Source organism: Gimesia sp. (assembly GCF_048262075.1).
Classification (GTDB): domain Bacteria; phylum Planctomycetota; class Planctomycetia; order Planctomycetales; family Planctomycetaceae; genus Gimesia.
In genome coordinates this window covers 48,384-72,237 of the sequence record NZ_JBLXFK010000019.1, presented here as the reverse complement: position 1 = coordinate 72,237, position 23,854 = coordinate 48,384, and the positions used below count along the sequence as shown (strand labels likewise).

Annotated in this window: 18 protein-coding genes; 6 read left to right on the top strand and 12 right to left on the bottom strand. The window is 50.2% G+C overall.

All coding sequences use genetic code 11. The features are described from left to right. The first annotated feature begins 2 nt into the window (after positions 1 to 2). The 4 genes from ACN0YH_RS25445 to ACN0YH_RS25430 all read left to right on the top strand — a co-directional run bounded on the left by ACN0YH_RS25445 (position 3) and on the right by ACN0YH_RS25430 (position 5,758). Positions 3 to 1,196, top strand: coding sequence for a hypothetical protein (locus tag ACN0YH_RS25445; protein WP_417382414.1), 1,194 nt, complete (start codon positions 3 to 5; stop codon positions 1,194 to 1,196). A 118-nt stretch (positions 1,197 to 1,314) separates the two neighbouring features. Then, positions 1,315 to 2,301 carry a phosphoglycerate dehydrogenase gene (locus ACN0YH_RS25440; RefSeq protein WP_417382413.1) on the top strand — a complete coding sequence of 329 codons (987 nt, stop codon included), beginning with the start codon at positions 1,315 to 1,317 and terminating at the stop codon, positions 2,299 to 2,301. 109 nt (positions 2,302 to 2,410) lie between these two features. After that, positions 2,411 to 4,294, top strand: a complete 1,884-nt coding sequence (locus ACN0YH_RS25435; RefSeq protein WP_417382412.1) for a hypothetical protein — start codon at positions 2,411 to 2,413, stop codon at positions 4,292 to 4,294. Positions 4,295 to 4,471: 177 nt separating this feature from the next. Then, on the top strand, positions 4,472 to 5,758 hold the full coding sequence (locus tag ACN0YH_RS25430) for a Gfo/Idh/MocA family protein (RefSeq protein WP_417382411.1): 1,287 nt from the start codon (positions 4,472 to 4,474) through the stop codon (positions 5,756 to 5,758). 146 nt (positions 5,759 to 5,904) lie between these two features. Here the strand turns inward: ACN0YH_RS25430 and ACN0YH_RS25425 are convergent, their stop codons facing one another. The 4 genes from ACN0YH_RS25425 to ACN0YH_RS25410 form a co-directional block, all read right to left on the bottom strand. Beyond that, positions 5,905 to 6,210: a hypothetical protein gene (locus ACN0YH_RS25425; protein ID WP_417382410.1), complete on the bottom strand. Its 306-nt coding sequence runs from the start codon at positions 6,208 to 6,210 to the stop codon at positions 5,905 to 5,907. 126 nt (positions 6,211 to 6,336) lie between these two features. Next, on the bottom strand, positions 6,337 to 7,338 hold the full coding sequence (locus ACN0YH_RS25420) for a DUF1559 domain-containing protein (protein ID WP_417382409.1): 1,002 nt from the start codon (positions 7,336 to 7,338) through the stop codon (positions 6,337 to 6,339). Between the two features lie 319 nt (positions 7,339 to 7,657). Next, positions 7,658 to 9,454 carry a CRTAC1 family protein gene (locus ACN0YH_RS25415; protein ID WP_417382408.1) on the bottom strand — a complete coding sequence of 599 codons (1,797 nt, stop codon included), beginning with the start codon at positions 9,452 to 9,454 and terminating at the stop codon, positions 7,658 to 7,660. Further along, positions 9,454 to 10,902 (bottom strand): tetratricopeptide repeat protein, encoded by a 1,449-nt coding sequence (locus ACN0YH_RS25410; RefSeq protein ID WP_417382407.1) that lies wholly within the window; start codon positions 10,900 to 10,902, stop codon positions 9,454 to 9,456. Before ACN0YH_RS25410 ends, ACN0YH_RS25415 begins: the two co-directional genes overlap by 1 nt. Before the next feature lie 446 nt (positions 10,903 to 11,348). Between ACN0YH_RS25410 and ACN0YH_RS25405 the strand changes: the two genes are divergently transcribed. After that, entirely contained in the window at positions 11,349 to 12,491 is a 1,143-nt protein-coding gene (locus ACN0YH_RS25405) for a metallophosphoesterase (RefSeq protein WP_417382406.1), read from the top strand. A gap of 63 nt (positions 12,492 to 12,554) precedes the next feature. On the opposite strand, the gene ACN0YH_RS25400 is transcribed toward ACN0YH_RS25405, so the two are convergent. From ACN0YH_RS25400 to ACN0YH_RS25365, 8 genes are all read right to left on the bottom strand, one after another. Beyond that, the gene (locus ACN0YH_RS25400) at positions 12,555 to 12,764 is read right to left on the bottom strand and encodes a hypothetical protein (protein ID WP_417382405.1); all 210 of its coding nucleotides are present in this window, start codon (positions 12,762 to 12,764) and stop codon (positions 12,555 to 12,557) included. Positions 12,765 to 12,812: 48 nt separating this feature from the next. Continuing rightward, a complete protein-coding gene (locus ACN0YH_RS25395) occupies positions 12,813 to 13,022 on the bottom strand; it encodes a hypothetical protein (RefSeq protein WP_417382404.1) in 210 nt (69 codons plus the stop codon). Between the two features lie 279 nt (positions 13,023 to 13,301). Further along, positions 13,302 to 15,320, bottom strand: coding sequence for a transglutaminase-like domain-containing protein (locus tag ACN0YH_RS25390; RefSeq protein WP_417382403.1), 2,019 nt, complete (start codon positions 15,318 to 15,320; stop codon positions 13,302 to 13,304). After that, positions 15,317 to 16,654, bottom strand: a complete 1,338-nt coding sequence (locus ACN0YH_RS25385) for a DUF58 domain-containing protein (protein ID WP_417382402.1) — start codon at positions 16,652 to 16,654, stop codon at positions 15,317 to 15,319. Before ACN0YH_RS25385 ends, ACN0YH_RS25390 begins: the two co-directional genes overlap by 4 nt. A 79-nt stretch (positions 16,655 to 16,733) precedes the next feature. Then, positions 16,734 to 17,696 (bottom strand): AAA family ATPase, encoded by a 963-nt coding sequence (locus tag ACN0YH_RS25380; protein ID WP_417382401.1) that lies wholly within the window; start codon positions 17,694 to 17,696, stop codon positions 16,734 to 16,736. A 195-nt stretch (positions 17,697 to 17,891) separates the two neighbouring features. Beyond that, positions 17,892 to 19,361 carry a sulfatase gene (locus tag ACN0YH_RS25375; RefSeq protein ID WP_417382435.1) on the bottom strand — a complete coding sequence of 490 codons (1,470 nt, stop codon included), beginning with the start codon at positions 19,359 to 19,361 and terminating at the stop codon, positions 17,892 to 17,894. A gap of 52 nt (positions 19,362 to 19,413) precedes the next feature. Then, a complete protein-coding gene (locus ACN0YH_RS25370; RefSeq protein ID WP_417382400.1) occupies positions 19,414 to 20,826 on the bottom strand; it encodes a sigma-54-dependent transcriptional regulator in 1,413 nt (470 codons plus the stop codon). Further along, positions 20,804 to 22,231, bottom strand: a complete 1,428-nt coding sequence (locus ACN0YH_RS25365; protein WP_417382399.1) for an ATP-binding protein — start codon at positions 22,229 to 22,231, stop codon at positions 20,804 to 20,806. The genes ACN0YH_RS25370 and ACN0YH_RS25365 overlap by 23 nt, the downstream gene beginning before the upstream one ends. A 394-nt stretch (positions 22,232 to 22,625) precedes the next feature. Here ACN0YH_RS25365 and ACN0YH_RS25360 point away from each other — a divergent pair, with 394 nt between their 5' ends. Then, the gene (locus ACN0YH_RS25360; protein WP_417382398.1) at positions 22,626 to 23,630 is read left to right on the top strand and encodes a DUF1559 domain-containing protein; all 1,005 of its coding nucleotides are present in this window, start codon (positions 22,626 to 22,628) and stop codon (positions 23,628 to 23,630) included. Positions 23,631 to 23,854 lie beyond the last annotated feature (224 nt).

Below are 23,854 nucleotides of genomic sequence, written 5' to 3'. Positions count from 1 at the left end.
TTATGAACGTGCGAAAACGAACGGATATCAAAAGCAGCATCATTTTTATCCTCTGCGGCTTTCTGCTGAATTCTAACTTATCGCAGTTGGTGGCTTGTCCGTTTTGTCCGGGTCCTTCTACAACGCTTTCCGAACAACTGGCTCAAGCGGATGTTGCCATCCTGGGACAATGGTCGAACTCCGTGACGGGAACGTTTCAAAAATCGGGACAGACCAACTTCGTAATCACAGAGGTGCTGCATCAACCCCTGAAAAGCAATCTGAAAGTCGGCAAGCAGATTACCCTCTCTCGACATTACGCAGGCAAACCAGATGAGTTATTTCTGCTGACAGGAACCCGCGGAATCAGCCTTCACTGGAATGAGCCGATTGCGGTTACCAGCGCCAGTATTCATTATTTAAAACAGGCCCCCGCGCAGAAAGCAGAGACTACCACGAGACTCCGCTATTTCCTGAACTATCTGGAACACCCGGACCAGATCATTGCCAACGACGCCTTTGCGGAATTCGCGAATTCCCCTTTCGAAACAGTCACCCCCCTTGCGGAAGAACTACCACGAGAAAAACTGCGCAGCTGGCTGGAAAACGAAAACACCCCCGTCCCCCGACTGGGCCTGTACGGCTTGCTGCTGGGGCTATGTGGTCGAGAGTCGGACATCCAGTTCATGGAAGCAAAGATTCAGATTCCGGCGCAGGAGTTCCGCATCGGCATCGGAGGCCTGATGTCCGGTTACCTGCTGCTGACAGGTTCCGTCGGCCTGGACAAAATTGACCAAACCAAATTCCGGGATAAAACAGCGGCCTTCAGTGAGACGTTTGCCGGATTGCAGGCGCTCTCTTTCATGTGGTCCTTTGGAGAAGAAAAGATTGAGAAACGCCGCCTGAATCAGTCCATGCGACTATTGCTGGAGCGCCCCGAACTGGCCGATCTGGTCATCGCGAATCTGGCGCGGTGGGAAGACTGGGACGTCATGGATCGCCTGGCCGATCTGTATGCTGCCAAAGACTACGATGTACGTTCGATTAAAAAAGCCATCATCCGCTATTTTCTGGTGGCATCGCTTGTCCCCCCAACCCAGGCTGGTGGTAATGATATAGAAACCTCCCGGAAAGCAAAGCAGTTTCTCAAATTGCTGCGACTAACGGACCCCCAGACCGTCCAGAGTGCAGAACGATTCTTTCATCCCCCCCGGTGATTAGCAGGCATTTTGTTTTTTCACCATGGGAACGTTGTCAGCTGATATCGACTTCCGCTAGAGTAACAGTACCCGTTTTACCGTATCCCTGCACTGTTTTAAGAGAAAAACACCGATCATGCCTCGTGTCATCTGTACTGCCAAAATGTGTGAATTCGGCCCGCATTTCGAAATACTGCAGGCCGCAGGTTTTGAGGTCGACACGGTTCCCACAGAAGTCGACCTCCGCAAAGAACCACACCGCGTGGTCGAACAGGTTCAGGGTTACGATGCCGTCCTCGCCGGTGCCGAGATCTATTCCCGCGAAGTTCTGGAAGAACTGCCCGACCTGAAAGTGATTTCACGTTACGGCGTCGGCTTTGATGCCGTCGATCTGGCAGCAGCCGACGCACAGAATATTGTCGTCACCATCACACCGGGAGTGAATCACCATTCTGTCGCAGAACAGGCGTTTGCCCTGCTCATGGGCATTGCCCGCATGACTCGCAGCCAGGACCGCGCCGTTCGCAGCGGCGAATGGGAACGGGAGTTAACACCACGCGTCTGGGGCAGCACCATCGGCATCGTCGGTCTGGGGCGTATCGGTCAGGCAGTCGCCACCCGCGCCATCGGCATGGGAATGCAGGTACTGGCTTTCGATCCTTACCCCAACGAAGAATTTGCCAAAACGCATCAGATTAAAATGCTCAGCCTCGAAGAACTGCTGAAACAATCTGACTATGTCACCCTGCACCTGCCTGTCACCCCCGATACCATCGACCTCATTAACCGGAATACACTTGCCATCATGAAACCGGGGTCCGTGCTGATTAACACCGCCCGCGGGGGACTGGTTGACGAAAATGCATTGGTGGAAGCTCTTGAATCAGGACATTTACGGGCCGCGGGACTCGATGTTTTCAAAAAAGAACCATTGCCTGTTGAAAGTCCACTGATCAAACTGGAAAATGTTCTGTTAAGCTGTCATACAGGCGGGCTCGATCAGGAATCGCATCGGGACGCCTATGCAATGGCGGCTCAGAATATTGTCAAACTGCATCAGGGTGAATGGCCCGTTGAATGTGTTGTAAATCTGAAAGAAACTACCGGCTGGAAATGGTCCTGATCGCTCGACAACCTGACCGGTCACAGTACAACTATTCTGAATAACGCTTTACTTGTATCACGGTCAATCGCAATCACAGCTTGATTGCAGGAAACTGGACGAATCTATTATGACATCTCCTCACTCCAGTTTTTTGAAAATCAGTCCTCGCATTTCTGTCTTACCACTGATACATGGCAGCGGTGACTTCGCGATCGAAGTCCGTCGCGTCATGCTCAATAACGACTTTGACTGCCTGGCCGTTCCTCTTCCCCCTTCGTTTCAGGAGAATGTGGAACGGGCCATCACGTTTCTGCCCAGCATTACCGCCGTCGTGCAGGAAGAGCCCTCGATCTCGGGCTCTGCCCCCTGGGAAGAAGAAGACGACGATGATGAGGTGCAGCGGCTCTGCAGTTATGTCCCCATCGATCCCTGCCAGGGTGTAATCGCAGCACTCCGAATCGCCATGATGGAACACATCGACCGGCACTTCATTGATCTGGAAACACAGCGATTCGAAAGCATCTCTACGTCTTTGCCCGATCCCTATGCGTTAAAAAAAGTTCCCCTGGAAAATTTTGCCGCTGCGGTCTTACCGGCACTTAATAAACTTCCGGAAGGTCAGCCTCTCAATCGCTGTGTGATGATGGCGCATCGCTTGCGGGAACTGGAAAAGAAATACAAGTCGATCCTGCTGGTCTGCTCACTTTCCGATTGGCCCTGGATTCACGATGCCTACATCGACCAGTTGCCTCTGGAAATCGAACATGAAGAAGTCAACGAAACCGCTATCTATTCAGCTGATCCAGAAACATTGCTGTTCATGCTCGGCGAACTCCCTTATATCACAGGGTTGTATGAGGCAGCACGCTCTGAACTGGAAGATGACGAAAATCTCTCCGTGGACGGGATCAAAGAACTGGCGCTGACCGCACGCGACCGTTATCGACTCGAACTGAAATCCAAAGGCCGCAAGATCACGCCCAAACTGCTGTCAGTCTACTTTCGATATGTGCGCAACCTCTCGCTCATCGAACGCCGAATGACCCCCGATCTCTACACGCTGGTCAAAGCCGCACAACAGGTGGCCGGCGATCAGTTTGCCATTCAGATCGCAGAAACCTCCCGTGAATACCCGTTCGTACATCTGCTCCCGTTTGAAAAACTCAGCTTCGGCATCGAACAGGCCCAGCTTCCCAACGGAACCATGCTGGAAATGAGCAATCGTCTGCCCGGCAATCCCATCTCGTGGCGGAATTGTGAACTCACTCCCAAGACCCCCAAACCCAAGCAGGATGAATGGGAAATGAAATGGGATCCGTTTAAACAATGCAGTTGGCCTCCCGAAGATGTCGCCATCGAAAAATTTCGTACGAGTGTGAAAGATCATGCGTTAAATCTGCTCGGCGTCGATCTGGCGCGAACGGAAAAGTTCACCACCAGCATGAAAGACGGACTCGATCTCCGTGAAACCCTCCGGAACTGGCACTCGGGAGAAATTCACGTCAAAGTACTTCCCCCCAGTCGCGGGAAACTGGATTGTGTGATCATGCTGTTCGACTCCCCCGCTGATCCGCGTGACTACCCGTACCGGCTTACCTGGCATGCTGAGCATCAGGACGAATCGACCCTTGCTTTTTTCGCCACCGACTATCGCAAAGATATGGTTGGACCGGGCATCGGGATGGCGACCTACGGCGGTGCGCTGTTCCTGTTTCCGCCACGCCCCGTGCAGGATATCTGGAACGACTTCCAGTTCGACTTTGTCGATACACTCGAAGAACGCCTGCTGGTCGCAGCCTGTCACTACAGCCAGGAACCACACATTGCCGTGCTGAGTGGAGCCCCCCCGGGAATCGGCTGGCGCAGACTCGCCAAACGCTACCAGAAAAAATTGATCCATGTTCCCCTCGGCCGCTTCAGCCAGGAAACCATCCAGCAGTTAAGGATGTTCCACGTCCTCAACGGGCAGAATATCCGTAGTTTTGCAGCCCATTACATCAGAAAAGCCTGATTTGTTCTGCTTTCGATTGTTTTAGATCGCGTAAAAGCCTATATAATTAGTTTTTTTAATTAAATATCTGCGTACATGCTTTTACTGTGTTCATTGCCCCCCCAACCCATTAGAATTTAGTCTGTTTTATAATCATACAGCTATAAATTCACTCCCATACCTACGGAGAACCAGACTATGTCCGATTCGGTTAATCGTCGTACTTTTCTCGGTCAATCAGCGGCGGCAGCCACTGCTGCCAGCTTCGCAGCACCGGCCATCCTTTCCGCTGCTAATAATGCCCCCAGTGAAAAAGTCACCATTGGCATCATGGGGATGCAGCGCGGTCTTGCTCTCGCTAAAATTTTTGGCGCCCTGGATGGGGTCGAAATCAAATATGTCTGTGATACAGACGATACCCGTCTGACTAAGGCTGCCAAAACAGTCGAAAAAGCAACGACAAAAGCACCACAAGCGATCGGGGATTTCCGCAAAATATTGGACGACAAAGAAGTCGATGCCCTGATCGTCGCCCCCCCCAACCACTGGCATTCCCCCGCCACCATCCTGGGTTGTTCAGCCGGTAAAAACGTATATGTGGAAAAGCCCTGCAGTCATAACCCCAAAGAAGGCGAAATGATGGTCACCGCCGCCCGCAAAAATAAAAAAGCGGTCCAGATGGGAAGCCAGCGCCGCAGCAGTGAATCCATCCAGGAAGGGATTCAGAAAGTCAAAGAAGGAGCAATCGGCGATGTTTATCTCGCACGTGCTTTTTATGAAAGCGCCCGTGGTTCGATCGGTAACGGAAAGCCAGCGGCTGTTCCCGGCGATCTGAACTACGATCTCTGGCAGGGACCGGCTCCCCGTCAGAAATACGTAGACAACCTGATCCATTACAACTGGCACTGGTTCTGGAAATATGGAAACGGCGAACTGGGCAATAATGGTGTGCACTCTCTGGACCTCTGTCGCTGGGGGCTGGATGTTGACTATCCAACCCGTGTCGTATCCAGTGGTGGTCGCTATGCCTACGATGATGATCAGCAGACCCCCGACACCCATGTCGTCGGTTACGAATTCGGTGATGACAAACAGATCACCTGGCAGGGTACCAGTTGCAATCGTCACAAGAATGATTTTGTCACCTTCTTTGGCAGTAAAGGAACTCTGATTCTAGGTATCTCCGGTGGTTACCGCATTCTGGACGCCAAGGACAAAGAAATAGAAAAAGTAGACGGCAACCAGGGATTGCGGGAGCACGCTCAGAACTTCATTGATGCGATCCGCAATAATGAACCACTTAACCTGAATGCCGAAATCGAGATTGGCCACAAGAGCACACTGCTCTGCCACTTGGGAAATATCGCACACCGCACGGGTCGCACGATGACCTGCGATCCCACCAACGGTCACATCCAGAATGATAAAGAAGCCATGACCCTCTGGACCCGCGAATACGAACCAGGCTGGGAACCCAAAGTTTAAGCTTCTGACAACAGATGGTACGCACGGGAGTCGGTCTCAGATCGACTCCCTTTTTTAATGCGCTCTCGACAGATATGAAAAAACACCCTCAATCGATTGTGACTGAAGGTGTTTTAAACTGTACTACAGTTAGAGTAGAACGATTTTCAAAGCTTGTCAGCCAGTTTTTTAGCGGCATCCTTAATCTGCTTCGGATTCGTCATGGAACCCAGTTTTTTCGCCTCTTCTGCCAGTTCAGGCTTACCAGCCTCTTCCAGACTTTCAGGAATACCAAAGAAACTACTGTCGACGACTCCGGATTCGGCAATCGCGTTCAGGCTTGTTTTGACAGCAGATAAATCCTTAGCGGCTGGGGCTTCCTGATTGGCAGGCGATGTTTCACCCGTCCCTCCTCCTCCACAACCGAACAACATGAAACTCAGTATCACACAGGCATAACCCAGTTTATACATCTTGAATGACCCTTTCTAAAGACTTGTAACAACGGTGTTTTACTCATTCTGATTATACGAAAGAAAATCAGCCCGGCAACGGAGGTTGCCGAGCTGATTGATCAAAGTCATTAAGCAAGCACAGGCTTACTCATTGATGCTGACAGAAGCACCGTCGGCAATTGCTCCCAGTCGCTGCCAATTCAGTAAGTCAATATTATCTGACACGAAGTGCACAGAACCATCAGCCATCAGCACATGGGCACCGCCGGTATGACGACTGCGTGCTGCCTGAGCGGCAGGAGCATCACCACCAGCGTGACCACCGTTACCAGTGCTGCAGTCATTATTAGGTGAATTCGGTGTGTTCCAGGTATTGAACCAGCACTCATCTGCCCGCATCCACCGTGATCCACGATGCACATAAAATGCGCCTGCGGAAGCACAGGATGCACCATGAGTCGCCAAGGCTGACTGTGAGGGGAAGGTCGTGTTGTTACCACCTGCGAAAGAAACATTCCGCCGAACATCACCATTTTCACTGAAAGCAGAGGAATTGTTAGATCCCACAATGCGTTCGCCCATGGCAACCACATTTGAGGTCCCATCAAGGATGTCAGACACGCGAGTGATGATGGAGTAACGGGAGAATCCGTTTTGAGAATTCAACGAAACGTTCCACCCCAGACAGGGACCTGCCGACATGTAGTAGTTCAAGTGCCCTTCACCATAGTTGGTATATCGTGGGTCGGAAGGACAACGGAATACACCAATACCAGCATTGCGATTGTTGGTGTTAGGAGCCTCTTCACAGGAAAACTGGAAATCGAACTGGTTGTAGATCGATGCCTGATCCAGGAAAGGCAGCAGCATCGCCTGCTGGCTGAAACCGGTCCAGGGTCTGATTCCGGGAGAACTTCCATGATAATAAGCAGCCAAGGTCATCTGTCCGAAACAACCATGACTTTCATGATAATTGTGTAAAGCCAACCCGAACTGCTTCAGATTGTTCTTACATTGTGAACGACGGGCCGCTTCCCGCGCCTGTTGCACCGCTGGTAACAGCAGCGCAATCAAAATAGCAATGATTGCGATTACGACGAGCAACTCAATCAGCGTAAAAGCTCGTCTCCTCAATAGATGTTTCATTTGCACTCTCCTGCAGGATAAAAGAAAAATAGCAATTTACGCCAATAAAAATAAAATACAGCGCCAGCGCAAGATGTATATATTGGCGGATCGCATAAGAAGAATGCTGGATGCTGCTAAATGCATATACCAGCATCGTCCATTATTATCGATTTTTCTTGAAAACTCAATATTTTCTACACAATTATGCAGACAAATTAATCCGTTTTTACGTAGACGGCATTTAATTAAGTTATTTAACTATAAGAGCTTGCAACAAGGGTCAATCTGTCGGTTTGTACTCATCACCGTCTCCGACCACCGAAACCACGCTGTTATTTTACGGCTTGCTGGGGAGAGTTTCGGGACTGATAGATGCAGGTTCCAGTAGAGTATTCGTTGCTTTTAACTGCAGCGATTTAACTTCCTGCCGAACCCCTGATGGCCAGTAAACTGTTAGACTATTTACAGTTACGTCCTTTGGTACCCCCCAGTGAACCCTCAGGTCTCCCGACGATAGATAACTGCCGCCCCCTTTTATCTGTCTTGTCTGGTCTCCTGAGGAAGTGTGTAACACCAACCGCGCTCCCACTGCATCACGATTGCTCCGGGTACCGATCAAGCGTACCGATATCCATTGTCCCTCACCCCGGGCCTTATTGTTGAGAATCGCAGGGGGATCACTGAAATTTGATACCGCCAGATCCAGATTTCCATCATCGTTGAAGTCAGCCAGCGCCAACCCTCTGCCTGAATGCGATTGTCCCAGATACGAATTCTCATCAAACTCGATCTGCGAAAATCGGCCCCCTTGATTCTCCAGATACAAGGGTTTCTGTCGAAAAGGAGAGTTGAGTGAGTAGTACGCGACGTGCCCGTTGACCACAAAAATATCTTCATCCCCATCCAGATCGAAGTCCGCACAGACCGTTCCGAATCCCACAAACAGCGTTCCGATGGAAGTGACTCCCGTATCATTACTGACGTGCAGAAACTGTGAGTCTCCATCATTCCGATACAGGGCAAATGCTTCTTTCTCATAGTTCGCTACCCATAGATCAGACAACCCATCCTGGTTATAGTCCATGATGTCGACGCCCATACTCCCGTTCGGCGTCGCCCGGTCATCAACGGCCGCACCATTGATGATGCCTACTTCGTCGAGTTTTCCCTGCCCGTCATTCAGATAGAGAAAATTCTCCACTGCATCGTTGCAGACATAGACATCCAGGTCATTATCATTGTCCAGGTCTGCCAGGATCACTCCCAGGCCTTTGCCTTCAGAAACCAGCCCCGCTTCATCGGAAGCATCGTAAAACGTGCCATCACCCCGGTTATAAAACACGAGATCTCTCACTCCTTTAAAGGAATGAGGCGAACAGACATCTGGTACCCCAGGTGTCAATTGACACTCTGGATGATTCTGAAAAGACCAGTCCGCATACTGTGCCAGGTAGAGATCCAGCAAACCATCGCCATTCAAGTCACCCCAGCCGGCACTCGATCCCCAGAAACAGTCCCGCAGACCGGCTTCAATAGAGGTTTCTTCAAACGTACCATCACCCATATTGCGCCAGAGAATCGAACCGCCATATCCGGTGACAATCAGATCCTGAAAGCCGTCATTGTCATAGTCCCCCGCCGAACATCCATTGCTATAGAAGGCAGCTAACTCCATTCCCGCCTGTTCGGTCCGGTCCTCGAATTTCAGTGCCCCCTCATGTCGCAGCAGAAGAGAAGGATATCCCCTGGTTGTTTTATTCTCAAAAGTACCACCACCGGTATAGAACAGATCCAGTTTGCCATCACGATCAAAGTCAAAGACCGCCGTACCGCCGCCCAGTGTTTCCAGAATCGCCAGCTCTTTCGCGTCTCTACCATTGCGATACACAAAATCCGATTTCTGCGCAGGCCAGATATCCACAAATTCGGGACGGATACCTTGCGCAGCAGACGAAGAAGAAACATGACCTGGCGTCTCCTGTCTGGTCGGCTGTTCTGTTTCTGCAGGCTCCGTCTGACAACCGCTGCCCCATAGACATAAGCCGGCGCACAGCAGCAGACAAAGACTTCGACAGGACAGCCCATGCCTGTCGCGGTAATTCGGAAAGCGATTGAGCAACAAAATCATATTCATCAGGGACGAGACTTTTCTTTCTTTGGAAGTACAGGAACATTAACAGAATTATCGCTGGATTCTCCGCTGTTTTCTGTAGCTTGAGGAGTTTTCTCCTGAACCACGTTTAAAGAATCTACCTGCTTACGATGTAATTCTGCCAGCCTTTGAAAATTCTCACCGCGCGACTGATTGTCTTCATAATACCGGGCCAGTTCCGAATGCGCTCCGAGATGATCCGGCTGGTACAGCAACACGCTGTTGAGCCAGACAACCCCCTGCTCTTTGGAGACATAGTTCAGGTACATTTTCCCGATCTGAAACCGCAACTCAGCATTATCGGGTTCCAGTTGAACCTGGTCGAGCAATCCCTGAATTTCCGCGAGGGCATCATTGGTCTCCTTGATCACCCGGCTGAGTTCTTTCGCTTCTGACTTCCTGCCCAGACGACTGTAAACCAACGCCAGTGAATTCTTGATTCCCAGATCCAGCGAATTGGCCTTAGCCGCAGGTTCCAGCCACTTCAGGGCCGCTTCATAATTTTTATCTGCCAGTTCCAGATTCCCCATCGCCAGTTGAGCCGCTGTACGCCCCTCAAACTTGTGATCCCCCATCGCCTGGTATTCAACCTCCAGCTGTTCAACATTCAACGCCAGCACTTCCCGTAATAACTGTTTCGCTTCTGCGTTCCTGTTCAGCAATCGCAGACAACGTGCCATGCCGACTTTGGCAGGAGCCTGATTTTCTGTGGAGTCGATGGCACGCTGGTAGTATTCCATCGCCTCCTCGGTTTTTTTCAATGTCAGTTGAATTCGCCCCAGGCTGTAAGCAGCCGCCGCATATTCGGGATCTTTTTTTAACGTGCTCTGATATTCCGCAATCGCATCCTGCCATGCCAGCTTATGCTCATACATTTTGCCTCGCATGAAATTCGGCAATGGATCATCCGGAAAATCTGCTTCCCACAACTCAAGGATCTGCAAAGCATCATTGAATTGATAATTCAAAATACAGCTGTTGACATATGTCTCACAGATATCCTGAATGTTACCTTCAGGCTCAATCAGCATTTCACTCAGATGCATCTGCAGATCGGTATTATCTCCAATCTGTGCTTTCAACAGCCATTGCTCCTGTTGAAACTCATCCGTGGATCCCGCCAGTTCATAATAGTGTTTCAGCGCAGCATAAGCCTGTTCCATATCACGTGACTTCCGATAAGCCCGTGCCAGCAGAATCCTGGTTCTGGCATTCTGGTGATCCAGTGATTGCGCATATGACAGCCACTTCAACGACCGTTCCGGATCACGGGCCAGCAGATTTGACTCAGCACGGTTCTGCAGGAAATCGATCCAGAATCCACGCGCCCACAGGGGTGAAGTTAACACGACCATCAGCAACCCGGCTGACAGCAGTATCCGTTTTTTTCGTGATCGGGGAATGGATTTGTCTTGAGCTTTGTCACTCACGTTACTTGTCAATCGAACACCGAAATTGTGGTATCAGGCAGGAATAATAAGAAAGAAGCATCGTTGCTTCGCTTGAATAATTTTAGAGGCCCCGCGAATGCATTTCCTGCCCAAAACAGATAATGACCAGCAAAAATACGGATTTAGGCCTGATTCAGGTCGCTTACCATGCATATAGGAATCGATGCCATCCTATTGTAGTGAACACGGCGAAACCTTTCTGGAGTACACAACCCCGCCTGTATTACGTTTATCAAACCCTCGTCGTTGGTTCTGTGCTCACATGGTTAAATAGTTAATTAAACTTAAAGTAGATTATAAACCGATTCAATTCGCCCGTTGCTCCCGGTAATATCGGATAGAACTACAGGTTGAGTAAACACAATTTTATACACTGATACCAGGCAGATCGTCAGTCTGCATTTTCGTTCCGCGAGCCATTCTCCATGAAATCTTATTTGCTCTTATTCTGCATGCTTTGCACTCCAGCTACCATTTCAGCAGCAGAAATCCAACATCTCTGGCTGACGCATCGATCACATCAACCGGATAAAATCGTAGTCAACTGGTCCACATCCCTGCCCGGCAATTCCATTGTGAACTTTGGCCTGACCGCCGATTCCATGCAAATGCTCAAAATAGAAGAGAATACGACATTACATCACGTGGAAATCCCACTCACCGCGCATGATACGATCTTTCACTATCGAGTCCAGACGGGACAGCAGCACTCCGAAATAGCGACCTTCAAAGCGTACCCCACTGATTCGCTCCGTGTTGCCATCGTCGCAGACTGGCAATCTCGCCCCGATCTTACAAGTTTATTGAAAGACGATGTCCACCTGCTGCTGACTGCGGGAGATAATATCAGCAATCTCTGGCAAACCTGCGGTCCCGGGAAGCCAGACTGTATTCAACCCTACCTTAAACTGATTGGCGCTTATCCAGAACTGTTTCGATCAACGCCCTTTATGCCAATTCTGGGAAATCATGACCGGGAAGTTTATCCACGTGGTAAAAAACCGCCGGAACATGCTGTCTATGATGTGGATGCTACTGCCTTTCGCCATTTCTTTGAACTGCCTGATGAAGAATGGAAATGGAAATTTGACATCCCCGATTTTAAGATCCGGTTCGCCGGTCTCGATTTCAATCACATCTCCGATATCGGCACCACCTGGCAGACCTGCCATCCCCTGGATCGAAATTCTGAACAATACCGCTGGTACGAATCCATTACGCAAGATCACCCCGGTCATCTGGTAACACTTTATAACGAGCGCAATGCCAGCATGCGCAATCAGCTTCAGGGAGACTGGCGACGCCTGTTTCAGCGAGGAACACTTTGTGTGACTGGATTCGGTTATTTCGCCGAACGGGCCGAAGTAGACGGCATCACGTATTACAATTCGTCACTCAGTGGCACGGGGACACAATACGCCGACCCGCATACAAAGTTCCTGACCGGCAAAGACAGCTATCTGCTGTTGACGTGTGATCGAAATTCAGGCGAGCTGACCGTGAAACTGAAAAGCCTCAAAAATGAGGTACTGGATCTCCAGCGTTTTTCCCCGCGATCAAAACAGTAAGCTGAGCTGCGGGCACAGTTTTTTCATACCAGTCCCGTCCGGAACTGAATCGACTGCAATCGATTACTGTTCTGCGCCAAAAGAAAACTGATTGTTCAGTCCAGGTATCTCATCGGGTACAGAAAAATACATATCGTCCCTTGGTTTTTCCTGACGACTTAATTTGTGTAGCTGATCGGGTTGCAGCGCATGTGGCATCAGCGAACAGCCGGTCGAAAATAGTGACAAACCAGGCAGAACCAGTATTAGACACACTCGAATCAGAATATTCATTTGGAAATTTCCATCGGGAGTATTAACAGATGGTCCGTCTGCAAAACGTCAGTCCTGCGATCCCGTTTGCGGATTCAAATCACGTTCCGGAATTTGATCAGGAACCGAAAAATAAGTATCCTGGCGGGGTGCCGGACCACGATTCAGTTTATGCCACTGACTGGGTTGCAGCGCATGCGGCAACATTTCACAACCGGAGGCAAAAAAGGACAGGCTGGGAATGATCACTATGATGAGTGCTTTTGAGAGAACTTTCATTGAGAGAATTCCGGTTAAGTTCTAGAGTTAATTCCATTCACTTTCACGCCTTTCCGACTCAATCCAGACGCATTACGCAGAAGAAAAACGACCTGAACAGGCGACGTTTTCATTTCCTCGCGCGCAGACAAAAAAGGCGAACCTGTTGCTCGTCTTTCAAAAAAGTGAATTTCAAGGGTGACTATTTGGATTGAGAAGTGAGAGATGAGGCACGGATTCTAGTCAGACACCGCCAGTCTGCCAAGACCGTTTTTCATGCAAAATCTGCCGGTCAAAGTGTTATCCCGGAGTTTTTTGATTACGATACTCCTGCAACTGCTGTTTTAACTGCCCCACCAATGCCATTGCAGATTCATTTTCGGGCATAAAACGACTGCTGGTATACTTCTGATACCACTGTGATGCTGTCTGATTCTGAATCCGTCGGGAAAACTGGGTCAACGATTCTCCAGACTTTCGGACAAGTTTCTGTTTTGCCAGCAGGCGATCCATCTGTGCCAGCAGCAGATGCAGTTCCTGAATATGAACCGTGTTTTTCCTAAAGGCAGCACGCTCCTGTAAGATTTTCAAAATGAAATGAAATAACCACTGAAAAACAAACCAGAGCACCACCCCCAGAACCAACAGTAACAAAGGCAGTTGCGCTTCCGACAATGCCAGGATCCACTGGCCCTGCTGTAATGCTGTTTTCAGTCGAGCGAACTGGCCTACAAAGGCTTCCCAGTACTGGCGTGTTCCACTGGGAGCATAATGTTCCGGTTGCCCCGCAGCAGGTGTCGACTCTACAGTCACCCAGCCACGTTCCGGATCCCAGGCTTCAACCCAGGCATGAGCATGCCGATTCCGGGCCACCCAGTATTGATCGTAATGATTTCGTTCCCGCACGACATATCCCGTAACGTACCGGCACGGCACACCGGCCAGCCTCAACAGTAACGCGGTCCCGGAAGCAAAATACTCGCAGTGGGCTTTGGGCTTTTCCATTAGAAAGTACGTAATGGGATCAACTCCCGGTGGTATCGCAATCCCCAGTTCGTACTCATAGTTATTCTGAAAGTATGCTTGAACCCGTTCGATCTTTGCAGCCGGTGTATTACAGCCGGCAAAAACCTGTTGTGACAGTTTTTGAAGCTCTGGCGAAATATTGTAAGGTATCTGCAATAGTCGCTTTAAAGCCTGTTCCGATTCGGGACGATGCGGCAACTGATGACGTGGATAATAAAGAGAGTAAGGGAATCCACTTTCCATAGAACGCGATGTCAGAATATCCTGGCTGTCAAATTGCACACTATCGGCAACGGCATAAACCAGGGGCGTATTCAAGGGGGCAAAGATATGTCCCGGCACTTCAGACCAGACCTGATATTCGATCCAGTTTGATGACTTGGCCTGCCCGATCTGAAACCAGGTCCCATCCTGAGGTACACTGGCCTGCACACCGGCAGGGGGAACCGCAATGATGGCAGCGTTATGATTTCCAATTTCTGAATGCCACTCAGAATTGAAAAACTGCACGAAGGCCCGCCCTCGAAAGTAGCCTGGCTCATCGGTTGACTGCACGCGCAGTTTGGTTTGCTCTGCCCCCGCATCAAACTGTTTACTCAGACTCCCGAGTCGTGAAATCGTGGAAAATCCCGCACGCGATGCGATGCCTCCTGTGCGCGGTTCGATCAACCGGTAATACAACTGATCCAGTTCGCGTTCGTACCGATCTAAACCCGTCGCCGTCAACCAGCCCATCAGACAGATCACAACGAAAAAACCAGCTCGAATCAGATAGACAGACCAGTGATTCTGCGCCGTCTTCCCGGACTTCCGCACCGCATGCCCTAACTGATAGAACACCCCTGTCAACAGAATGTAACCAAAGACCAGAACCTGATAATACGCACCCTTCGATCCATAAACCAGAATGTCCCCGATCAGAATAAATGTTACGATTCCAAACAGAGGAAACGAGTTTGGCAGAAATCGATCAAAATGGCTGTCGAACATCTGGCGCAGCTGCACGGTGATGACAAATTGCGCCGCTGCATAAGCCAGAGGTGTGCGGATCGCCAACCGGTCCAGACCAAATTCATGCTGATACATCATATATTTGGCCATAAACAGAATGGCCAGGATGCTGGTAGTCCAGAATACCTGACGTCGTGAAAACGGATACCGTAACAGTTCAGCATACGACAACGCCGCCAGTACGATGATACTGAATGGGAAAAACAGTGTCTCAGACAGAATCCCGAAAGTAGCACATTCCAGGCTGATCATTGTAAACGCGATGGTTCGTTGCCCATTCATAACGATTCCACCTTCCCCCTCGCGATGTCATCCGGGGTGAACTGGAAAGCGGGTCCAAACTCATCCGCATTATAAGGCAGAGTCGTTTTACCTTCATGAATGATGATGGCCTTCAGACTCGAACCCGAATCCAGAACGGCGCGTGCCATCTGCTCCCGCTGTTCGTCCCAGTCCAGAAAAATGCAGACGGCTGTCGAAACATTGGACAACTCCTCAAACACAGCCGGACCAATCGTCTCAAATGGATCATCCAGACAACGATCAACACACGACAGGATCTCCAGCACATTGTCAAAGTGAGCTGTATGCCGGCCGGCACGAAACACATACAACTCCGGCCCCGCAGCAAACAGGTCGATCAGATATTCTCCTCGTGACAGTGCATCCGCAATGGAAGCGGTCAGACTGATCCCCGCTTCGAGAGCGTTCATCGGCTGTTTCTCACTGGAAACAGGCTGATATCGCTGACCAATTGTTTTCAGTTTCTCGACCAACCAGGGCTCGGGCGGCAAATAAGTATCCAGGATCAAAGCAATTCGGCAGTAATATTCTTCCTGATACTCTCGGACCACAGGCTTGCCCAGCCGCGCCCACGAACGAAAATCCAGACGGCGGGCGGGTTCACCCGGAACATATTCCCGGTTACCAATATATTCAGGTGATTCACCCACGTTGGAAGTCAACGCGATTCCCCCTGGTTGAAACTTGCTGCCCACAGGCAGATCAACACTGGTCAACTGATGAAAAGCGGGCAGCACCAGCAGTGATTTCCCGGGCAATGCAGCGTTTCCGGAACGGTTGAGATGAAAAGGAAACAGCGTATGAACGCCCAGCTTGGGGAGCGCATAAAATCCGCGCTGCGGTGCATCTATGGTGACCGTGACGTCGACGGATTCTCCTCGAGGCAGACAACCCAGTGTGTCGTCTCGATCTGTCTGCGACAGTGGCCGTTCCAGCCAGCGAAACGCGACTGCCATATCATAAATGGGTAACCATCCCCGGTTCGTCACTGTAAAATGTCCGACCGCAGGCTGACCAGCCGTTGTCTGGGCAGGAAAATCTCCCTTCAAATCACAGCGGGGACGAAATACCCACGAAGCGATTCCGTCTACCAAGATCAACGCCATCAGCACGCTGAACAGGTTATAAATGGGAACTGATACCGAAATCGTGCCGATCCCCGAGAGGAAAAATCCAAACAGCAGGATCTTTCCCGGATAGGTCATGCGGTAATACCAGTAATGCTTGTGCATCCGCACGAGCAGCAGGCGATTGGTAAAGGAATCTTTTTTTCTGATCTTTGATGAATAAGGATCGTATTCCGAGACATGCATAACTGAATCAACGTTTCACTTTGATAGATCCGGACTGCCCCCGCATGCATCACCATTACCCTGATCGTTGATGATCAGTCTACGTAGGCACTTTTACTTTACTTACGATATCCTTCACGACATCCAGCTTGGTAATACTGCTGTATTTTGCTTTCGAGGTTAAAATCAGACGATGTGCCAACACATATTCCGCCATATGCTGCACATCATCGGGCAACACATAATTACGCCCTTTCAAAAACGCGATCGCCTGGGACGCCCGAAACAGCATCAGCGAGCCCCGGGGACTGACACCTAATTTTAATCGCGGATCGTTGCGCGTTGTATTCACCAGGTCAATCATGTAGCGGGCCACACTTTGATCAACGTGCACCGTTTTCACCTGGTCCTGCATCTGTACCACTTCCTCGTGACTTAACACCCGTTCCAGATGATCCACCGGATGCTCCGTCGATTGCGAAAATAAAATATCAATTTCATTTTCCGCATCAGGATAACCCAGTTGCAGGTGAATCAGAAAACGGTCCAGCTGCGCTTCCGGCAGCGGATAAGTGCCATGAAAATCAACTGGATTCTGTGTCGCCAGCACAAAGAAGGGAGAAGGTAACAGATAACGCACGCCTTCAATCGTCGCCTGTGATTCACTCATTGCTTCCAGCAGCGCAGACTGTGTTCGCGGCGAGGCACGGTTGATTTCATCTGCCAGCAGAATATTACAGAAGATCGGACCTTCCCGGAAATGAAACGTGCCATCCACGGGATTATAAATTGAAGAACCAAGAATATCTGTCGGCAGTAAATCAGGGGTAAACTGCACCCGGTTGAAGGGCACGTCCAGAGAACGGGCCAGTGCTTTAGCCAGTGTGGTTTTACCCGTGCCGGGCACATCTTCCATCAGGACCGAACCGTTTGAGAGCAACGCCACCATCATCATGTCGATGCTCTCTGATTTCCCACGTATCACACTACTCAGATTTTTTCTTAACAGACTAAGCATCTGAACGTATTTTTCGCTTTGCTCCGGCAACGTGGACTGCGCCATACGAATTCTCTACCATTTATTCTGTTAGATCAGGGAAATGCAGATTCTAATCAAATCTTCGATTCGAGTGTTCCATCACAAAGGCAAGGGATCTAACGGATTATAGCAGATCACAGCAAAATGAAAGCACTCTCACAAAATTATTTCCTTTGAATCAAAATCAAATTTGAATATTTCATGAAGATCCTCTGCCAACTACGTGCCTGGTCGCCAGGGTTGCGGTCCACCTGGTTTTGCCTGAAGAAACTTCGCATCGGTCTCCTGATACCACTTGTGAAGCTGCTTACGCATCGCAGTGACACGCTCCGGATACTTTGCCGCCAGATCCTGTTTCTCACCCAGATCTTCTTTCAGATGGTACAGATGCACCTGCCCATCCTCGAATCGTTCTATCAGTTTCCAGTCACCCATGCGAATTGCACCGCCGGGAATGCCTCCCTGATTAGAATAATGCGGGTAATGCCAATACAGCGCATCCCGTTTCAGCGATTCCTCTTCCTGTAGTAAGCCTTTCAGACTCACCCCGTCCAGATGTTGTTCGGGCTTCAAAGGCAGTCCTGCCAGATCCAGAATCGTGGGATAAAAATCGGTCGAAATCACAGGCTCGTCACAAACGCTACCTGGCGCGGTACCGCCCGGCCAGCGAATCAGAAACACTTCCCTTATCCCCCCTTCATACAGCCAGCCCTTTCCCCCTCTTAAAGGCATGTTCGATGTGGGTGAACCCTCCGATGTGCTCAGTCCCCCATTGTCAGAGGTCAGCATCACCACCGTGTTCTCAGCCACACCTGATTCTTCCAGCTGACGCAGCACCTTACCGACTGCTTGATCCATCGACTCCACCATCGCCGCATACACGGCATGGTTCTGCCGGATCCGCACACGTCGTTTTTCATCGACGGGAAAAACCTGCTCCTCGTCCGCGAAATCATGCTGGCCGGTCAGCCTCAGTCGTTTTGCTTTCTCTTTATACTTGGTCACCAGCGGGCTGGGCCCCATCAATGGCGTATGAACCGAATAAAAGGCGAGATACGCGAAGAACGGATCTTCGCGATGCTCATTTATAAACTGCGCCGTCTCACTCGCCAGACGGTCAGGCAAGTGTTCTCCCTGCGGTCCATCTGTCAAACGGGGGTTACCATAAGGTGAGAAATATTTTCCCCCACCATATGGGCCGCCACGATGCCAGCCGCCACGGTTAATATCAAAACCCTGTTTTTCAGGCCAGAACTCTTCGGTCGGCCCCAGATGCCACTTGCCCGCGAAAAACGTGGAATACCCCTGCTCCTTGAGTGCCTCTGCGATCGTCGTTTCGCTTAAAGGCATCCTGTCGTTGAGTGGTGCGGGCAGATATTTTCCGGCTCGTTTCCCGGAAAAGAAATTCGTCGCATCCACGCGGGTCGGATATTTTCCCGTCATAATACTGTACCGCGTCGGACTGCAGACCGGATTGGCCGCGTATCCGTTGGTGAACCGTATGCCGGTCTTCGCCAATGCGTTAATGTGTGGCGTTTCATAAAAAGTCTGCGGGTTATTACATCCCACATCCATATACCCGAGATCATCCACCAGAATAAACACAAAGTTCAATGGTTTTTTCTGCTTCGTTTTCTCAGAAGCAGACAAGGGTATGTCTGCCAGAAAAGCAACAGAGATCATCAACATTAACGTGCAGCGCGACATCAGTTGCATGTTGAAATTCCTCAGAAGAAGTGTTTCAGCTGTTTTCAATTCCGTATTGTTTCAGTTTCTTACTCAACGTGGTCCGATGCAAGCCCAGACACCGCGCCGCGGGCGCACATTGTCCATGAAATTTTTCCAGCGCGACTTCCATCACGGGAGGTTCAATCAGCGCCAGTAACTGTTCGTAAATATTTGCAGCCTGCTCGGGATCTGTCAATTGTGCTTCCGCCCACTGTTTCAGCAGCATACCGATCTCTGCTTCCGATCCCGCGGGAGACTCATCCATTCCCAGAAACGATTGCGACACCGCAGCCGGCAGATCTTCCGGTAGAATCGTTCCCCCGCGCGCGCGCAATGCCGCATGCTCAATCGCATTCCGCAGCTCGCGCACATTACCATACCAGGGCCGCCGCTCCAGCTCTGCGACCGTTTCTGCAGTCAGGCGATGCTGCATTCCCGTCTGTCGATCCACAAACCGCTCCAGAAAAAATTCCGCCAGCACGCGAATGTCAGCCACACGCTTTCGCAGCGGTGGGATATCAATCTGAAATGTACACAAACGAAAATAGAGATCGTGACGGAATTTCCCCTGCTTGATTAACGACTCCAGATTACGATGCGTGGCGGTGATCACTCGAAAGCTCGTCTTCACCCGCTGATTTGAACCAACGGGCAATACCTCTCCCTCCTCCAGCGCACGCAACAGCTTGATCTGAATCGCCAGAGGGATGTCGGCCACTTCATCCAGAAATAAAGTCCCCTGGTCCGCCTGCTCCAGAAAACCGATCCGCGCTGATTCCGCACTGGTGAATGCCCCCTGCACATGTCCAAACAGTTCACTCTCCGCCAGCCCTTCACTTAGTGAAGCAATATTAACCGCGACGAATGGACCCGCTGACCGGTCACTAAAGCGATGGATCGCCTGTGCCGCTAACTCTTTTCCGGTTCCACTTTCTCCCGACAGCAGGACACTCGCTTCCGAGCCAGCGACCAGCGCAATGGACTTAAACACATTTTGCATCTCAGGTGTCGAACCAACCAGCCCCTCTACCTGTCGCGGTTCGCCGGGTGTCAGTTCATCACGCTGCGATTCATCAATGGCTTTTTCCAGCACCCGTTCCATCTGATTCAGATCGAACGGCTTCACAATATAGTCAAAGGCTCCTTTGCGAACCGCTTCCACTGCGGTCTGTAGATCACCGTAAGCGGTAATTACAATCACCGGAACCTGGCCAATACGATCATAGAGCCCCTGTATCGCCGTCAATCCGTCCATGCCAGGCAGTCGAACATCCATCACCACGACATCCGGTCGCTCCTCTTCTGCGAAATTCAATGCCTGTTCCGCTGACGAAGCCATGCGTACCTGATGACCAAGGCTCTCACCCAGCTGGCTTAAACCCCAGCAGATTGATTCTTCATCATCAACGATTAGTAATTTCGACACTCGCGTTCTCCACCTGATAGACAGGTAACTCTACTATAAAACAGGTCTGCCCACCGCGCCGTTCCCAGTGAAGCCGTCCGTTATGATTCTCTACGATTTCCCTGGCGACAAACAGGCCGAGCCCGGTCCCATCCTTTTTCGCGGTTACCAGAGGTTCAAACATTTTATTGATAATAGCAGGCTCAGGCCCCGGTCCTGTATCTGTCACCTCCAAAGTAACAGACTCCTGACCACTTGGGAACAGCCTCAACCTGACTTCTGCTTCTGACAGACTTTGGGAATCAGGCTCTGTTTTGACGGACAATGTTGCTTCGATGGCGTTCAGTACCAGATTGGACATTAACTGCTCCAGAGATTCCGCATCTCCCTCGACTGTCAATGGTTCCTCTACTGAATCATTAATGAGTTGAATCCCCCCATGTCGCGCTGTCGGCTCCAGTAGACTCATCAGCCTCTCAACAATCTCATTCAAACACACCGGTGCAAAACTGCAAAAATGACCGGCTTTGTTATCAAGAAAACTTTGCAGATATTGTTCAATCATGCAGAGTTGTCGATTGGCGACCTGTAATGTTTCATCCTGATCACTGTTGGCACATTTACGCAAATACAGATCTAAAGCAATTCGGCAGCCCGTTACCGCATTCCGCAGTTGATGCGCAATCGCACCGCGCAGCTGTCCCAGTGTTTTCAACCGCTCGCTACGTTTGACTTCGTCTTCAAAATCTCCCAGCAGTTCTGCCATCTGGTTAATCGAAATACTCAGATCGTGAATTTCATCGTTCCGTGAGGGCAGAACCATGGGATGAAAATCCCCATGGGCAATCTGAGCCACTTTGCGATCAAGTCGCTGCAAGGGACGCGTGACCCGGCCTGCTATCACTGTCGCCAGTACTGCAACCACAATCAGCGCAATACTGCCTGCCAGTAAAGAAGGGTAAATGGCATTCGATAACGCTTCCCGATACGCTTTGACCGGATAATAAATATGTAAGTACCTCAATTCATCCGTCCGGACCCGCTGCTGAATCTTGACTACCGTATGAAAATAATGAGCATCACCGGTTTCAATTACATCAGAGATCTGTAACTGATTCCAGTCAGGTGGTTCCTGTTTGATTGCCGTTGGTAGATAATCAGGTCGAGTCGAAGAGAGTACCTTGTTGTCCTGCCTCACCAGTACAAAGTCAGCGCCGGACAATCCTTTGGTCTGATTCAATACTGCTCCGGTTAACGGAAACGTCGCCTCATTCAGAGTATGTGCGATCTGGCGAAACTGATCTCTGATCTGTAATTTGATCTGATTGGTAGCCAGCCAGGCCTGCAGAAATGTCACGACCACAATAGCGCAGACCAGAATGCCCACCATCGGAATCAGGATCTGGTACCGCAATGGCCAGCGCATTGATCAATAGACTTTCTGTGGGACAACGTAAATTCAATGAAACAGGCAATGGACGAACCGACCTGCAGAGATCACTCCATTTTATGTTAAACACAGACCATAAAACACATTCAATCAGTCTGTTGACTCGGTATTTTAGAATCCCGGCTTCGCCAACACGGCTTTGGAACTTCAAGAAACCAAACAAGCTGTCGCAATATTAGCCACTCCTGTCGAATACACCGACACATCAATTCGCTTTGATATTCGAGAAGCATTCCCCCAAACGAGTATTCTGTTTGCACATCCTGGACAGACTACATAATTTATTGAAAACAACTACTTCGGAACATCATTTGCGGCTACAATACAGGACTCAAACTACCCGCACCCAAAGTAAGCAGGAATCCTGAAAATGCGCACCAAACGTGGTTTTACCCTGATCGAATTGCTGGTGGTGATCGCTATCATCGCCATTCTGATCGCTCTGTTACTACCCGCCGTCCAGCAGGCCCGAGAAGCCGCCCGCCGTACTCAATGCAAAAACCATCTCAAGCAGCTCGGACTCGCTGTACACAATTATGTGAGCAGTTATCGTTTCCTGCCTCCTGGCGCCAGTGTGGATTTGTCTGTCTCTGCCACAGGAAACAACGGTTCCTGGGGCGTACATGGCCGCATCCTCCCCCTGTTGGAACAGGGCAATCTTTATAACAATGTCGATCTCTCGATCGCCTGGGATTTTCAAACCGCGATTGATGGTCTCAAAATTCCCGTCTATGCCTGTCCCAGCGATCCAAACAGCGACCGCGTCCGTGATCCGGGGAGCGGAAGGGTTAAACTCTATCCCACCAACTATGGTTTCAATTATGGAACCTGGTTCGTCTATGATCCCACCAATGGCAGTAGTGGTAATGGTGCTTTTTATCCGAATGCCAGTTTGGGCATGGCTTCATTTTTAGATGGCACGAGTAACACTCTTCTGGCCGCTGAAGTCAAAGGCTGGCAACCCTACACTCGTAATGGCGGCCCTTCTACGACCACCATTCCCGGAAACGCTTCTACAGCCGCCACCATCGTCGCTTCAGGTGCCGACTTTAAAACCAACACCGGCCACACAGAATGGCCCGATGGCCGCGTCCATCACACCGGTTTCACTGTTACACTGAATCCCAATACTTATGTGCCTTATACCAGCGGCGGGACTGAATACGACGCCGACTATAATTCCTGGCAGGAAGGAAAGAACGGGAGCGCAGGCTCTCCCACCTATGCGATCATCACATCGCGCAGCTATCACACCGGAGTAGTCAACGCAGTTCTCGTCGATGGCTCCGTCAGAACCATCAGCGAAAATATCTCACTTGATATCTGGCGTGCACTGGGTACCCGCAGTAACGGAGAAGTCCTCGGGGAATTTTAACGGGCTGTTTCCAGGCTATTATCATAAATCACTCAGAGTGGGTCTGCATTCAGATCCGCTCTTTTTTTGTGGACTTTACCAATTAACAATCGTTTTCGCATTATTGCATCCCATAAAACTTTACCCCCATTTTCTGCTCTCAACTTTCTTTTTCTGAATTACTCCGGTTAAGATGAAGGAAGAATTTAATGCACCAGAACAGGTGATTCACTGCTTTTGAGTTG